General features: G+C 65.6%; 12 protein-coding genes. 1 reads left to right on the plus strand and 11 read right to left on the minus strand.

The annotated features are described in order from the left end of the window. Nucleotides 1–105: 105 nt before the first annotated feature. The 5 genes from ACHWUQ_RS12050 to ACHWUQ_RS12070 form a co-directional block, all read right to left on the minus strand. Nucleotides 106–2,508, minus strand: coding sequence for a glucose/quinate/shikimate family membrane-bound PQQ-dependent dehydrogenase (locus tag ACHWUQ_RS12050; RefSeq protein ID WP_394681267.1), 2,403 nt, complete (start codon nucleotides 2,506–2,508; stop codon nucleotides 106–108). Between the two features lie 252 nt (nucleotides 2,509–2,760). Further along, nucleotides 2,761–3,252, minus strand: a complete 492-nt coding sequence (locus ACHWUQ_RS12055) for a hypothetical protein (RefSeq protein WP_394681268.1) — start codon at nucleotides 3,250–3,252, stop codon at nucleotides 2,761–2,763. A gap of 90 nt (nucleotides 3,253–3,342) precedes the next feature. Then, nucleotides 3,343–3,927, minus strand: a complete 585-nt coding sequence (locus tag ACHWUQ_RS12060) for a TetR/AcrR family transcriptional regulator (RefSeq protein WP_394681269.1) — start codon at nucleotides 3,925–3,927, stop codon at nucleotides 3,343–3,345. A 107-nt stretch (nucleotides 3,928–4,034) separates the two neighbouring features. Then, complete coding sequence (locus tag ACHWUQ_RS12065; protein WP_394681270.1) at nucleotides 4,035–4,820, minus strand: hypothetical protein; 786 nt, start codon at nucleotides 4,818–4,820, stop codon at nucleotides 4,035–4,037. Nucleotides 4,821–5,114: 294 nt separating this feature from the next. Then, on the minus strand, nucleotides 5,115–5,993 hold the full coding sequence (locus ACHWUQ_RS12070) for an alpha/beta hydrolase (RefSeq protein ID WP_394681271.1): 879 nt from the start codon (nucleotides 5,991–5,993) through the stop codon (nucleotides 5,115–5,117). 357 nt (nucleotides 5,994–6,350) lie between these two features. Here ACHWUQ_RS12070 and ACHWUQ_RS12075 point away from each other — a divergent pair, with 357 nt between their 5' ends. After that, nucleotides 6,351–6,683: a four-helix bundle copper-binding protein gene (locus ACHWUQ_RS12075; RefSeq protein ID WP_239809433.1), complete on the plus strand. Its 333-nt coding sequence runs from the start codon at nucleotides 6,351–6,353 to the stop codon at nucleotides 6,681–6,683. 142 nt (nucleotides 6,684–6,825) lie between these two features. Here the strand turns inward: ACHWUQ_RS12075 and ACHWUQ_RS12080 are convergent, their stop codons facing one another. The 6 genes from ACHWUQ_RS12080 to ACHWUQ_RS12105 are packed head-to-tail and all read right to left on the minus strand — an operon-like array spanning nucleotide 6,826 to nucleotide 14,853. Continuing rightward, entirely contained in the window at nucleotides 6,826–7,713 is an 888-nt protein-coding gene (locus tag ACHWUQ_RS12080; protein WP_394681272.1) for an NAD(P)H-binding protein, read from the minus strand. Then, a complete protein-coding gene (locus ACHWUQ_RS12085) occupies nucleotides 7,710–8,810 on the minus strand; it encodes an ABC transporter substrate-binding protein (protein WP_394681273.1) in 1,101 nt (366 codons plus the stop codon). Before ACHWUQ_RS12085 ends, ACHWUQ_RS12080 begins: the two co-directional genes overlap by 4 nt. 22 nt (nucleotides 8,811–8,832) lie before the next feature. Then, a complete protein-coding gene (locus ACHWUQ_RS12090; RefSeq protein ID WP_394681274.1) occupies nucleotides 8,833–10,455 on the minus strand; it encodes an ABC transporter substrate-binding protein in 1,623 nt (540 codons plus the stop codon). Nucleotides 10,456–10,487: 32 nt separating this feature from the next. After that, nucleotides 10,488–11,717 carry an acyl-CoA dehydrogenase family protein gene (locus tag ACHWUQ_RS12095; protein WP_394681275.1) on the minus strand — a complete coding sequence of 410 codons (1,230 nt, stop codon included), beginning with the start codon at nucleotides 11,715–11,717 and terminating at the stop codon, nucleotides 10,488–10,490. Beyond that, nucleotides 11,714–13,267, minus strand: a complete 1,554-nt coding sequence (locus tag ACHWUQ_RS12100) for an amidase (protein ID WP_394681276.1) — start codon at nucleotides 13,265–13,267, stop codon at nucleotides 11,714–11,716. Before ACHWUQ_RS12100 ends, ACHWUQ_RS12095 begins: the two co-directional genes overlap by 4 nt. Continuing rightward, nucleotides 13,264–14,853 carry an ABC transporter substrate-binding protein gene (locus tag ACHWUQ_RS12105; protein WP_239809439.1) on the minus strand — a complete coding sequence of 530 codons (1,590 nt, stop codon included), beginning with the start codon at nucleotides 14,851–14,853 and terminating at the stop codon, nucleotides 13,264–13,266. Before ACHWUQ_RS12105 ends, ACHWUQ_RS12100 begins: the two co-directional genes overlap by 4 nt. Nucleotides 14,854–14,959: the final 106 nt, after the last annotated feature.

The following is a 14,959-nucleotide window of genomic DNA, read 5'->3' on the forward strand; positions in this document are numbered from 1 at the left end:
GATGGCCGGGTAGGCGAATCGTAACAATTCTTGCAAAGACCCAGGGTGCCTCTGCGAAAGCGGTGCCGCTGGTGCAGCAGCGCCCGCTAGCCCTTCGTCTTCCACTCAATCCGGCAACGCATAGGCCATCAGCGAATCACCCAGCTTGGTGCCGAACGAGCCATGCCCGCCGGCCATGATGACCACATACTGCTTGCCGCCGATGTCGTAGGTCATCGGCGTGGCCTGGCCGCCAGCGGGCAGGCGTGCCTGCCAGAGCAGTTCGCCATTGCTGGCGTTGAACGCGCGCAGGTAGTTGTCCTGGGTCGCGCCGATGAACATCAGGTTGCCGCCGGTGGAGATCAGGCCACCCAAACCCGGCACACCGGCCTTGATCGGCGGCAGCTCCATCAGCTTGGGCAGGCTGTCGCGGATGGTGCCCACACGCTTGCGCCACACGACTTCATGCGTCGCCAGATCCACACCCGCGACCGTCATCCATGCAGGTTCCTTGCAGGGCAGGCCCAGCGGCGACAAGAAGGCATTGAGCTCCACCCCATACGGCGTGCCATACATAGGCTGCACGCCCTGCTCGGTGCCTGCGCCCTTTTCAGTGCGCGGACGGTTCGGGTCCGCAGGGATCAGGCGCGACACAAAGGGCAGACCCAGCGGGTTCATGAACGCGATCTGGCGGTCGCTGTCCACCGCCATGCCTCCCCACTCGAATACGCCAAGGTTGCCCGGAAACACCAAGGTGCCATTTTCCGACGGCGGCGTATAGATACCTTCGTAATTGAGGCGGTGGAAGATCACCCGGCACATCAGCTGGTCGAACATCGTGGCGCCCCACATGTTCCGGTCCGTCAGATTCTCATGCGGCCCCATGTTCAACGGCGAGAACGGCTGCGTCGGCGCATAGTGTTCTCCATGGGTTTGCGGGCCGCGCTTGACGCTTTGCGGCACCGGCTTTTCAGTCACCGGAAGGATCGCTTCGCCATTCGTCCGATTGAGCACAAACAGCTGCCCGGTCTTGGTCAACACATAAATGGCAGGCACCGTTGTACCGTCCTGGCGCTTGAGGTCGACCAGCGAGGGCTGCGCTGGCACATCCATGTCCCAGAGATCATGGTGGGTGGTCTGGAAGTGCCAGACCAGCTTGCCGGTGCTGGCATCCAGGGCCAGCATCGAGTTGGCATAGCGCTCCTTCAATGGGGTCCGGTCGCCGCCCCAGATATCGGGCGTCCCGACGCCCGTCGGCGCGTAGACGATGTCGGTCTGGGCGTCATAGGCCAACGGCGCCCAGGCATTGGGGGAGTTGTGCACGAACTCGCCTTTCTCGCCGGGCATCTGGTTCGGGTCCTCAGCACCGGTATCGAACACCCAGCGCAGCGCGCCGGTGTTGACGTCATAACCGCGAATCACGCCAGAAGGTTCCGCGTTGGACAGGTTGTCGGTGATCGAGCCGCCAATCACGATCGTCGAGCCCGTCACCACCGGGGGCGATGTGGGGTTGTAGCCGCCCCGGTAAGGAAAGGGCATATTGGCCTGCAGATCCACCTGGCCCTGGTTGCCAAAGTCGCTGCAAGGCTTGCCGGTGTCCGGGTTCACCGCAAACAGGCGCCCATCGTTCACCGGCAGGATCACCTTGCGGGGGCACTCGGCAGAGGCCTGGGTCAGGTTCTTCTGCACGCTGGCGCTGTTGGCCTCGACGTTGGCGCTGTCGTAGTAGGACACGCCTCGGCAAGTCAGATGCTGGAAGGTCCGGTCGGCCTTTAGCTGCGGATCAAAGCGCCACAGGCGCTTGCCCGTTGCCGGGTCGAGGGCATCGAGGAACTGGTGCGTCGTGCAGATGAACATACGGTTGCCCACCTTGATCGGCGTCAGCTCTGCCGTAGTTTCGCCCGAGTCGTCTTCGCCCTTGAAGTCACCCGTCTGGTACTTCCAGGCCAGCTGGAGCTTGTTCACGTTGCTGTCGTTGATCTGCGCCAGCGGCGAGTAGCGCACCCCTGCCTGGGTGCGTCCATAGGCCGGCCAGTCGGCATCGGCCACGCCCGCCACCGGCGTTTTCTGGGCCGACGGCGCGCGCGCCAGGCTGCCATTGACTTCTTGCGGATCGTTGAACCAGCTCAGGCCCAGCACCGCAAGCACCGCCACCAGTCCCACAGACAGCAGCGATTTCGCACCCGCGCTGGGCAGCAGCCGCCGGCTCGCCCAGGGCAGCACCAGCCACAGGCCCAGCACAAACCAGATATCCAGCCGCGGCGTCAGCGCCCAGAAATCGGTCCCCGACTCCCAGATGCCCCATGCGATCGTCGCGAACAGCAGCACGGCATACAACCACAGGCTTGCGACGCGGTCACGCGCATACAACCAGGTGATGACGGCCAGCACCACGCCTGCCGCCAGGTAGTAGGCCGAGCCACCGAGCGCGATCAGCCATCCCCCGCCCCCCACCAAAAACAAGGTCACCAGGACCAGGATCGCTACCGTTATGTTTCTAGCGATGGGTTTGCCATGCGATTGCGTCATTGCTTCCACTTTCAGGCCCTCGGGCCCCAGGTTGAACGGAAGACTTCTACCCATTGGAGCAGTCGCTGAACGTTCATAGGGCCGCTGAATTGGATGAGTCGGCAACTATTGCAGCACCAGGCGGGGGCGTTGTCTGTCAGCCAAAGGCGGTGTTTACCGGCTGGTACCCGAGAAGCGCGGCAATTCCAAACGCACTGTTGCGGACCCTCTGCACCACCTCTTGTCCGCCGGAAGACAACCGGTTTTGCCTATTCAGCGCTTGCGCTGCGAGCGCAGCCACCACATTTGCAATGCGGAGCCGACCACAAAAATCGCCAACCAGGCGAGCAAGGTGCCGCGCACCAAAGGCGACTCAGGGCCGGTGGCCAACGGATGGGCAACTGGCAGACGCGTCAAGGTTTCGCCGATGGCCGGTACCAACAGCAGAAAGAAGCTGAACGAAAAGCCGAACTGCGACAGATAGGGAACCAGGCGCGGGAACAGCGGCAGCTGCCGGATGAGCAACGACCCACCGATCACCAGCAGCGCCAGAATGCCCAGGGCATGGCCGGCATTGAAGCCTCCGGTGCTGGACAGGCCGAAAGCGGTCAGCACGGACAGCAGCATGCTGACCAGGTACAGCTGACCCGAGCGCCTGGCCGGCTCAATCGCGCGGTAGCGGATAAAGCTGTACAAGCCGGCAGCGAGCGGCAGCACACTGATGGCGGTATGTACCGCGCCAAGGGTCGAGATGGGATGTGGCATAGGGTGGACTTTCTTAAAACAACCGACTAGTTGATTGGTTTGCAGGGCAAAAAATAGAGGGCCCGCCTCCCTGGCTGAGCGGGCCATTCTTTACACGGCCAGCCGATGTATCGCAGCGCGCACAATCGTCTGGAAAGCTTCAGGGTCACCCAAGGCGCGCGCCGTCAGCATCGCGCCGTGCACGGTGGACATCAATGTGAGCGCTTCTACCGGCGCATTCGCTTCTGGCTTGAACTGCGCCTTGGCCTGGCCTTGCGTGATCACCGCTGCCAGCCACTCGCTCAGCTCCTGGAAATAGCCACGCACTTCCGCTGCTATTTCCGGCGGAATCATCGGCGCCTCAGCGGCCAGCATCGCGCAGATGCACATCGTCGATGAACCATCGCGTATGCAGCGCGCCCAGTAATCTACATAAGCGCTCAATTGGGCCTGTGGATCGTCGCCGATATGCTGCTGCATCGCTGCCAAGCCCGCAGCGGATTGCTGCCGGTGGCGTTGCACCACTGTCAACACCAAGTCCGCCTTGCTGGGGAAATGGTGGTGGATGCTGGCCTTGCCGATGCCCACCTTGTTAGAGAGATCCGCATAGCTGAAACCGTTGTAGCCGCCGGCGGCCAGCAGTTGCCGGGCGTGTTCTGCCAATTCAGTGGCGCGGGGGGAGAGTTCAACAGTCATCGGGTGGGCAGCTAGCGCATTCAAAGATGAGCCATTCTACTAGTTGGTTGGTTTGCGTCAAGCCCCCATTTTTGATGGGCTAACAACGCTGTTGCAGCGGGCCCGCCTCAGGCAGGAGCACGCAAAAGCCGTTCGGACAAGGCAGAGAAGCGCACGCTGGGCAGCAGAAAACAGAGGGCCTCGGGGTCCGCATCGAGCCTCTGCAGCAAAGGACAGTCCAGGGTGTGCGTATCCAGCAGCAAGGGCTCCACCGAGGCGGCATCCACCGGCAATGCAATCGTCGCCAAGGCCGACCTCGCAGGGGCGCCCTCCGCCATCGGCACCTCCACCACAGCGGCATCCTGGGAGGCCAGGCGCACGATCGCATCCGGCCAGCTATGGAACATCCCGGACCAGGGGGGCGGCAAAACGGCCTCCCCCGCCCTCGCCGCCCTGGTCGCCCTCGCCGCCAATCTTGGCGCGCTGCCGTCGCCAGGCGCGATGCCGATGATGGCCTCATCGGGAGTCACGCGGAAATCGAAACGGGCTGGCCAATGGGATGGCAAGGCATCACTGAACAGGCGCGTCCCGGCCACATAGGCGAGGCTGTCCATCGTGTTGTAGACAAAGGCGACGGTGGGAATGGGCGGCGCATCAAACAGCGGCTCTGCGAGGTACAGGCGCCAGTTGCTCTGCAGCGGCGAAGGCATCAAGCGCCTCAAGGGGCCCATCCAACGGGGACCAAAATGGCCATGCCGATAGGTCAGCACCGTGAGCGGAGTGCGGCCCTGGTGAGACCAGAGGCGCGCGCCCGGCGGGGCAAAGGGTGCTGCCAGGGCTTCGTCCACCAGCCAGTTCATGTAGACCACGTCCACCACATCGCTGTCCAAGGTCATGAAGGGCAGGCGAGACATCGCCGCTCGCCGGTACGTGGCAAAGCGGCGCGAATTGAACAACTTGGCAAGGACATGGCCAAACGCGCCCTGGTGCGGGTGGGTGTAGAGGTGATGCATGGAAGCGGTTGACAGCAGCGCTGGCTGGCACCGTTGTGCGGTGGTGGCGGAAGGCCGGTTCTGGCCAAAACCACGATCTTAGCGCCGCCAGCCCGTCGCCATGCGACTCCCGCCACGAGAGATCCACCTGGGCACCAGCTGCAAAGCAGGCTTGACGCCGAGGCCATCTGGCCACGGCAGCGCTCCCTTTATCGGTCATGGCGCCGTTTTCGGATCCCCGCGTACAAAGTCCACCACCGTCGGCAGAACCGGTGCCAGCCAGTCCAGCGGCCGGGCCAGCGCGGCAACCGTCGTCACGTGGCTGAGCCGGTCAAAGATCCGCATATCCACATTGGTACCGGCCGCCCGCAACCGGTTCGCCAGGCCGACGGTGTTGCGCTGCGTATCAACGATCTTGTCGTTGCGTGCGGCCAGCAGCAAAGTGCGGGGGGCCTTGGCCTCGGCATAGAAGATCGGCTGGGAATCGGCCGGGGTGTGCGGCCAGTTAAAAGCCACCTGAACCTGGGGGTCCACCAGCGGCAAAAAGTCGTAGGGCCCGGCCAGACCTATCCAGCCCGCAAGGCGATCCGGTGCCAGGCCCAAAGGCGCGAGCCAGCGCGGGTCCAGTGCCAACATCGCGGCGTTGTAAGCCCCGGCCGAATGGCCCATCACCATCACCCGCGCCGGGTCGCCCCCCAGGCTGGCGGCATGGGCCAAGGTCCACTGCAGCGCCAACGCGCAATCGCCCAGAAAGCCGTCGTACTGCACCTGGGGGCTCAGCCGGTAGTCGGCCACCACCGCGATGATGCCGTTCGCAGCCAGCGCCTCGCCGACGAACCGGTACTCGGCCCGCTCGCCGCTGGTCCAGTTGCCGCCGTAAAAAAAGAGCACCACCGGTGCAGGGCCGGGCACCGTGCTGGCCTGTGGCTGGTACACATCCAGCAGATGCCGTGGATCGGGCCCATAGGGTACGCCCGTGGGGCCGTGGTAGGTGTCATGGGCCACCAGGTGGTCCAGAACCTGGGCACCCGAACAGCCGGAGACCAGGGCTGCGATGGCGGAACCAATGCTGATAAGGCCTAGGCGGCGGCTCATAGGGGTGGAGAGTTTGGAAGAAATGGGCATGTGCGCTATACGCCGCTGAAAGCGTTTTGGATTCATTCCGTTGAAAGTACGGAACCTCCTGCCAGCTTCGAGCAATGATTGTCACCAGTCTGCGGGTAAGCCAGGTGCTGGGCCTCTCAGCTGCGACCGGAAACTGACGTAGGCCGAATGACCGCCTGGAATCGGGTACAGGAGTGCTAAGGACCCGTGGCTATCGATCCCGCGTCCTACAACGGTTCACTGCAGGACAGCCGCAGGCCACCCTGGATGCAGAGGAATGAACGCGTCATTCCTACAGCCTCAGCCGCGCGCAAGGCGTAAAACATGGTTTTGCAACAGGAGACGCTGATGACCACCACCAACCCTTATCAGGCCTGTATTGACGCATGCAACGCCTGCGTGATTGCATGCAACGAATGCTTTGCAGGCTGCCTCCAAGAGGACGATCCCAAAATGATGGCACGCTGCATTGCGCTGGATGCCGATTGCGCAGCCATCTGCTCGCTCGCTGTGGGTGCCATGGCGCGCAACAGCGAAATGGCGAAACACTTCTGCAGGCTATGCAGCGAGGTCTGCCTCGCTTGCGCGAACGAGTGCGCCCATCACCCGCATGACCATTGCGTGCGATGTGCAGAGGCTTGCAGGGCTTGCTCGAAGGCCTGCCTGGCGATGGTCAACTGACCAGGCCGCGCCAAAGCCACGCATGTCTGCACCACCGGTGAAGAAGCCCGCTGACGGAGCTGCGCCCCAACAATGGGCATCCCTCCAACCGATGGCCGGGCTTTCAGGACCACCAGACACTGCTGGCCCGCTGCCTGCCCCCTCAAGCCGCCACCGCCAAAGCCCCGAGCTCTTCCGCCAAAAACCCCTCCACCGTCCGCGGCTCGCGCCCCAGCACCTGCCGCACCGTGGCCGTCAGCGCAGCCGCATGGCCCGCGCGCATCAGCGCAAAAAACTCGCCATGCACCTGCGCGATAAAGGGGTCGGCGGCGGGGGCGGCCACAGGCGCGGCGGCGGTGATCGGCCGGCCCAGCAAGCGCGATGCGATCTCGGCCAGTTTTTGCGGGCGCAGTGCCTGGCTGCCGGTCAGCACCCAGCGGCCGGAGGCGCCCAGGCGCTGCTGGGCAGCTTCAGGGTTCAGCAGCGCTTCAACAGCCACATCGGCGATGTCGCGGGCATCAAGGTAGGAGACGCCAGCGCCCAGGTGCTGGGAGCGGAGCACATCGCCACTGCGCAGATCAGCCGCGATGCGCGACAGGCCTACCTGCATCCAGGCATTGGGGCGCAGCACAACATGGGAGATGCCACTGGCTAGCAAGCCCTGTTCGATGCGGCCATGGGCATCGCCGGACAGCGAACGGCCGGGTGGGTCAATGGTCCAGTCTGAGCCGGAGAGTTTGACGATGTGCTGCACACCGGCAGCGCGCGCAGCTTCGACCACGCGTAGTTGCTGCTCGGCCAGCGTCGGTGTGATCGGAGAGAGCAGGAACAGCCGGTCAATGCCGACGAGGGACTGGCCCAAGGCCGCAGCATCCTCAAAACTGCCCTGCGCTACCTCGACGGTATCGCCCCACAGCGCCTGCGCAGTGGCGGCTTGGCGCACGAATACTCTTGGCCGTGCCTGCCGGGCCAGCAGGCGCGGCACCAGCAGCTGGCCCAGGCGCCCGCTGGCGCCGCAGACCAGCACGCGGGGATGCGGGTTCGCACTCATGCCCGCAGCGCCTCGGGCTCGGCGGCGGTTTGCGGCGCCGCACCCTCGGCCAGCAGGCGGTTCAGCGGCCGGGCATCCACCCAGTCGGCGACCGAGAAATCGGCCGGCAAAAAGCCCCACTCCAGCAAGAAGTCCTTGAAGTAGCCGATCGCATCGACCAGCTCCGGCTCCAGGCTGATGCCCAGGTGATGGTGCAGGTCTGCGCCGTTGGAGGCCAGGATGGCCTCTTCGCTGGTGGCGATCTCGCGGGCGACAAAGCGCAAGGTCTCGTCGGGATGGGCCTCGGCCCAACGGCCGGCGCGCTGCACCACACGCAGCAACTCCAGAACCAGGTCCGGGCGCTGCTCGGCCAGCGCGGCGTCCACCGTCAAGGTGCGTGGTGTGCCATTGTTGATGCGCACGCGCGGATCGGGGTGGCGGCCAAACTCGCTGACCAGCTGCGCGCCAATCAGGTTGGCCACCAAGAGGCCCTCGGCGCCTTTGACAAAGATGGCATCGACCTCGCCACGCACGAGGGCATCAGCCTCGCGGAAATACGGGTGGCGGCGGCGCAGGCCAAACAGGCTGGGCGTGCCATGCTGCTGGATCACCGATTCCTCGATCACCAGATCGACCAGCTGCACATCGCTGTGCTGCAGGCCCACCAGCGACAGGCCCGAAACCAGGCCCTTGAGGGCAGTCGCGCGGTGGAAGTCGATCAGGTCATTGACCCGGCTGGGCACGCCAAAGCGCTTGCCGGCCAGGTCCTCGGGCTTGCCGATGCCCCGGCCCGGCAAGGTCACCAGCGCCTGGAACTCGTCGGTCCAGGTGATGGCGACCAGGCGCGTATCGCGGCCCTTGGCCCGTGCCCAGATCGGCGGAATGTTGCCGCCCTGGCGGAAGGACCAGGGCAGGCTGTGGTCGAAATGGCTCTCGCGCACCTTGCGGTCCTTGGAGTCAAAGATGGACTCCACCCCAATGCCCAGCGCCACAAAGGCCTCTTGCAGCCAGCCTTGCTGCGCGGCAATGCCCAGTGGCGATGGCACCGGGCAGCGGGTGTACCAGAGGGAGCTCGGTTGTTGACCTGGTACGTTCGATGTTTCGGAAGGGCTTGTCATCGGTTTCTCCGAGGCAGATGGATCAGGACGCGGCCAGCCAGACGCCGGCCAGGTTGCCGGCCACGCCGTCCGCGCCCACGGTGTGGTTGCGCACGCGCTTGTCGGCAATCGTGTAGATGTCGGGGGCGACCAAGGTGATGTCGGGCAGGTCGGTGGCGATGTGCTTCTGGAACTCGGCCACCTCGCGGATGCGCTGGGCCTCGTTCATCTCGACGGCGGCGGATTCCAGCAGGCGGTCCACCTCGGGGCTGGCGTAATGCGCGCCGTTGGAGAACGGCAGTCCGCGCTGGAAGCTCTTGGACCAGTACAGCCGCTGGATGCCCACCGTCGGGTCAAAGGTGTTGCTCATCGCGCTCACATGCAGGTCAAAGGCGCGGTCGGTGTAGATGCGCTTGATGTAGGTGGCAAAGTCCTGGCTGTTGATCTGCACGTCGATGCCGATACGGCCCAGCGCCTGCTTGAGGAAGTCGCCAGTGCGCTGGCCGCCCTCGTTGGGGATGGGGGTCAGGTTCAGCCGCGCACGCCACTGGCCGCCGGCCTTGCCACGCGTCAGGCCCGCATCATCCAGCAGCTTTTCGGCGCGCTTCAGGTCATAGGGCAGCACCGGCAGATCGGGCACATAGAACTTCTTCAGCGCCGGGTGCACCGGCCCGGTGGTCAGCCTGCCCTGGCCGTACCAGGCGACCTTGAGCAGGTTCTCGCGCTGCAGCGCATGGGCAATGGCCTGGCGCACGCGCAGGTCCTTGAGCGGCTCGCTCTCCAGGTTGAACTCCAGCCGGTAGACGCTGTTGATGTATTCATAGCCCCGGGTCTCGAACTGCAGGCCCGGCTTGGCGCGCAGGCGCTCCACCTCGGCAAAGGGCACCGGCGAGCTGGGTGCAATCTGCACCTGGCCGCTCTCGATGGCTGCCGTGCGCGCGGCGGCGTCGGGGATAAAGCGCACCACCAGCCGGTCGATATAGGGCTTGTCGCCATCCCAGTAATGCGGGTTGCGCTCGTAGATCACATGGCTGCCGCGCACCCATTCCTTGAACACGAAGGGGCCCGTGCCCACCGGCGCATTGTTGGCCGGGTTGGTATCGGCCCGGCCGCTGGCATAGAGGTGCTTGGGCACGATCGGCGACTCCGAGGCCGCAAGTGCCGTGATCAGGTACGGGATGGGGCGGCTCAGTTGCAGTACCACCGTGTGCGCGTCGGGGGCCTGCACCTCGGCCACGCCGGCAAAGGTGGCGCGGCCCCGGGGGTGGAACTCTTTAAGCAGGCCAATCGAATGCACCACATCGGCCGAAGTGAAGGGCTTGCCGTCATGCCATTTGACGCCCTGGCGCAGCTGGAAGCGGTAGACCAACCCATCGGGGCTGATGGTCCAGGCCACAGCCAGCTGCGGCTGCGGGTTGAGGTTGAAGTCATAGGTCAGCAGCCCCTCGGTGACCTTGCCCGAGATCGTCACCGACGAGCCCGCCGTGTGCGCAATCGTCGTCAAGGTCGGCGGCTCGGGGAAGAGCAGCAGGTTCAAGGTGCCGCCTTTTTGCGGCTTGTCCTGCGCCCAGGCCAGGCTGGGGACTGCCGTGCCCAGGCCGGAGGCCGCAGCGGCCAGCATGAAGCGGCGGCGCGTGGCGAGCGAGAAATCGGAATCAGTAGACATGCGAGGTACCAAGGGTAAAAACAGGGCGGCGCTCAGACAGCGGCCTGCCGCATTTGCAAGGCTGCACGGCCGGTGTTGCTGCGGATCAGGCTGTTGGACGGCGAATGGATCTGGCTGCACAGCACATTGCGCAGATGGCGCTCCAGCGGATTGCGCCGCGCCAGGCCGTGGTTGCCGGCCAGCTCCAGCGCCAGCTGTGCCACGCGCAGCGCGTTTTCCACCGCCACATGCTTGGCCACGGCCACCAGGCCATCGGGCGCGGTGCCGCTGTCGTAGGCGCGGGCATGGCTGTCCAGCAGCCAGTCGCTGGTCTGCAGCAGCACCTCGATCTCGCCAAACTTTTCCTGCACGGTGGTGAGCGATGCCAGGTTGGCACCGCCCAGTGCGCTGGGGCGGCGCTGGTTCAAAAACGCACCCAGCCAATCGCGCGCCGAGCGCGCCGCGCAGTCATAGACGGTGGCCACCAGGCTGAAGTACCAGGCAATGCCATGGGCCTCGCGCTGCAGGCCCAGGCTGGCCGGGCGCAGGCCAACCGCATGGTGGTCGGGCACCCAGGCGCCGTCGAGCACCAGGTCCTGGCTGACGGTGGCGCGCATGCCCATGGGGTTCCAGGTGTCCAGCAAGCGGGCACCGGGCGTATCTCGGGGCAGCACAAAGCTGCCCAGGCGCGGCTCGGGCTCGTCGGTCACGGCCAGCACGCTGATCCAGGCCAACAGCGGCCCGCCGGTCACATAGACCTTGTGGCCGCTCAACTGCCAGCCACCGGCCACGCGCCTGGCCCGCGCCGCCGGCAGGCCGCCGTGCGAGGGCGAGCCCAGCTCCGGCTCCACCTGGGCGGCGTTGAGCAATGCCGGGCCTTGCAGGCTGGCCGCTATCAGCTCGTCCGCCAGCGCTGCCGGCCACTCGCCCTGCGCTGCGCGCTGCGAGCGGGCAATGGCCGCATGGTTGCTGTAGTGCATCGCCAAAATCAGGGCCACCGCCGGGTCGCCCTGGGCAATGGCCCCGACCACCGCACGGGCGCTGGCCAGGCCCGCGCCATGGCCACCGGCCTCGCGCGCAATGGTCAGCCGCAGCAGGTCGGCCTGGTGCAGCAGCGCAAACTGGGGGGCTGGCGCCGCGCCGCTGGCGTCATGCGCCTCGGCCAGTGCGGCCAGCTCGCCGATCAGCGCCTGCGCGCGGGCCAGCAAGCGGGCCTCGTCCAAGGCCGGGCTGGGGCTGGCCGTATCCAGGGGCTGCTGCAGCGCTTGCAGCACGGCGCTCATGCATCCCCCTGCGCATAGCGGGGCGGCACCACAAAGCCGCCCTGGGCCTGCTCCCAGGCATGGGCAAAGGCAATGGTCGTGCGGTCTTCCAGATAGGGGCCGACCACCTGGGCGCTGATGGGCAGCCCGTCATCATCGAGCCCGACCGGGAAACTGGTCGCAGGCAGGCCCGGCAGCACTGGCAAGCCGGCCCAGTAAAACAGCTCGCGAAAGCCGATGTGGCGCACCCCATCGGCATAGGCCACCGGAAAGCGGCGCTCTTCCTTGTGGCCTTGCTGCTGGTGCGCAAAGGCCGGGGTGGGCGCCACAGGGGTCAGCACCACGTCATAGTCCTTGAACAGCTGCTCCCACTGGTGGCTCAGCGCATGGCGGTGCTCGTTGTCCTGCAGCCAGGTGGCATGGGGCAGGCTGGGCGCGCGCAGCAACGCGGCCTCGGCGCTGCGGTCATCGGGCTCCAGCTCGGCCAGGCGCTGCTGCTGCGCTTCGGTCAGCGGCGCCCCATGGGCGACGGACGAGCCCAGAAGGCTGCGGTAGGTGCGGTGCTGCTCACTCAGGTCGGGGCGCTGCGCAGGAGGCAGATCGCGCCACTGCGTGGTCTGCACGCCTTGCGCTTGCAAGGCGCTGACGACCCTGGCAATCACCAGCTGCTCCGACAGGCTCGCCTCCTGGCCCGGCCAGGCGCCCAGCACCAGCACCCGAAAATCCTGCAGCCGCTGGTGGCGCGGCGGTGGCAGGCTCGCCTGCCAGCCCTTGGCCTGCAGCGGATCGAGGTTGAGCAGTTGCGCCAGCGCCAGCTCCAGGTCCAGCGCACTGCGCGCCAGTGGCCCGGCCACCGACAGGTCACGCGCGGCAAAGCGTCCTTGCGGCGCGCCGGTGCCGCGCATCGAGATCAGCCCATAGCTGGTCTTGTGGCCAAACACGCCGTTGAAGTGGGCGGGAATGCGCACCGAGCCGCCAATGTCCGTGCCCAGCTCCAGCGCCACAAAGCCGGCGGCCACGGCCGCTGCGCTGCCGCCCGACGAGCCACCGGGCGTGCGCTGCAGATCCCAGGGGTTGTTGCTGCTGCCGTAGACGGCGTTGTAGCTTTGCAGATCGCTCAGCGCCAGCGGCACATTGCTCTTGCCGATCAGGACCGCGCCAGCCGCCCGCAACGCCGCCACCGCAGGCGCATCCTGCCGGGCGATATTGCTGCGGTAGTCCGGGTTGCCCACGGTGGTGGGCAGGCCCGCAACATCAAAGTTCTCCTTCACGGTGATCGGCAGGCCCAGCAGCGGCTTGCGCTCGCCCCGCTGCAAGGCGGCATCGGCCGCCTGGGCATCGCGCCGGGCTTGTTCGATCGCCCGCACCGGGATCGCATTGAGCTCGCCATCATGGCGCTCGATGCGGGCCAGCGCCTGCTCCAGCAGCTCGACCGCGCTGACGCGGCCATCGGCCAGTGCCTGCAGCTGCTCACGGGCGCTGGCAAAGGCCAGGCTGGCGGCGACGCCCTGGGCCGCTGCCGCGCTCTCACTGAGGGTGGTTTCGTTGGGAAAGTCGATGGTCGTCGTCATTTGCTAGCCTCCAGCCACAGGTCAGAAAAGTCTCCAGACGTCAGGTCAATGCTGTTGTTGAGCCCATGCACCCGCGTGCTGTGTACCCGCAGCGCAGACGGCACGGTCGCGATCGGGTAGACCGGCAGATCACGGCCCACAATCTGCTGGATCTCGCGGAACTGCGCGGCACGCTTGGCCTCGTCCACCTCGACAGCAGCTTGGCGGAACAGGTTGTCCACCTGCGGGTTGTTGTAGTGCGAGGCATTGATCCAGATCAGCGGGTTCTTGATGCCATCGGACCAGTAGATGCGCTGCACGCCCACCGATGGATCAAACAAGCGGCCCAGGCCGTTGAGGTTCAGGTCAAACTCGCGCGCGGTATAGGCACGCTTGAGGAAGGTGGGCAGGTCACCATCCAGAATGTCCACCTTGATGCCCACACGGTTCAGCGCCGAGCGCAGGTACTCGGACGTCTGCTTGAACTGCGCGCCGGGGATGTAGGTGAGCTTGAGCGCAAAGCGCTGGCCGTTGGCCTGGCGCGGGTAGCCGGCGGCATCGAGCAGCTGGTTGGCGCGGGCCACATCAAAGCCGTAGTTGAACTGGCTGTCGTCGTAATAGGCGCCCAGCACCTTGGGGACGGGCGAGTTCACCAGCTCGGCCTGCTTGTAGTAGACGTTGTTGACGATGAAGTTGCGGTCGACCGCATGGGCAATCGCATGGCGCACCTCGGGCTTGGCCAGCACCGGGTTCTCGACGTTGAACTCCAGGAACGACGCATTGTTCAGGAACGCGTCATAGCTGGCATCGAGCTTGAGGTTGGGCTTTTGCAGCAAGCGGCCCAGGTCGGCCAGGGCCAGGTTCTGCGCCACATCGGCCTCACCCGTTTCGATGGCCGCCGAGATCGCGGCCGGGTCACGCACAAAGCGGATCACCACCCGGTCCACATGGGGCACACCGGGGCGCCAGTAGTTCGGGTTGCGCTTGAGGATCACATGGCTGCCGCGCACCCATTGCTCAAAGATAAAGGGGCCCGTACCGACCGGCGCATTGGCGTTGGGGCTGCCCAGCGGGTCGCCATCGCCATAGCGGTGCGCCGGCACGATCGGCAGCTCTGCCGACGACAGCGACTTGAGCAGAAACGGCGCAGGCTTGGACAGCACCAGCACCGCCGTGTGTGCGTCGGGCGTATCGACCCGCTCCAGGTTCTGCAAGGTGATGCGGCCACGCGGGCCCAGCTTTTTCTGGGTCAGGAACGAGTAGCGCACATCGGCCGAGCTGAAGTCGCGCCCATCATGGAACTTGACGCCCTCGCGCAGCTTGAAGCGGTACTGCAGACCATCGGGGCTGACCGTCCAGGACGTGGCCAGCAGCGGCTGGGGCTGGAACTTGGCGTCATAGCGCAGCAGGCCTTCGGTGATCTTGGCGCTGACATCGCGGTTGTCGGTCTTGGTATCGAGAAAGGACACCAGCGAGGTCGGCTCCTGCGCGACGACGGAGGTGACCGTGCCGCCCTTGACGGGCGTGGCGGGTGCCTGGGCATAGGCCGCGCCGAATGTGCTGGCGGTCAGCAGGCCCCAGGCCAGGTTTTTGTAGAGAGTTCGCATGGGCAATGGTCCAGGAGAGAAGGCGCAGTCAAAGCGCAGATAACACGCAAAAAGCGCAAAGAAAAACGGGAGAGACGGAGAAAGTCTGTGGATAACTGCGGCGCGC

Source organism: uncultured Comamonas sp., assembly GCF_964277875.1.
In the GTDB taxonomy this organism is placed as follows: Bacteria; Pseudomonadota; Gammaproteobacteria; order Burkholderiales; family Burkholderiaceae_C; genus Comamonas; species Comamonas sediminis.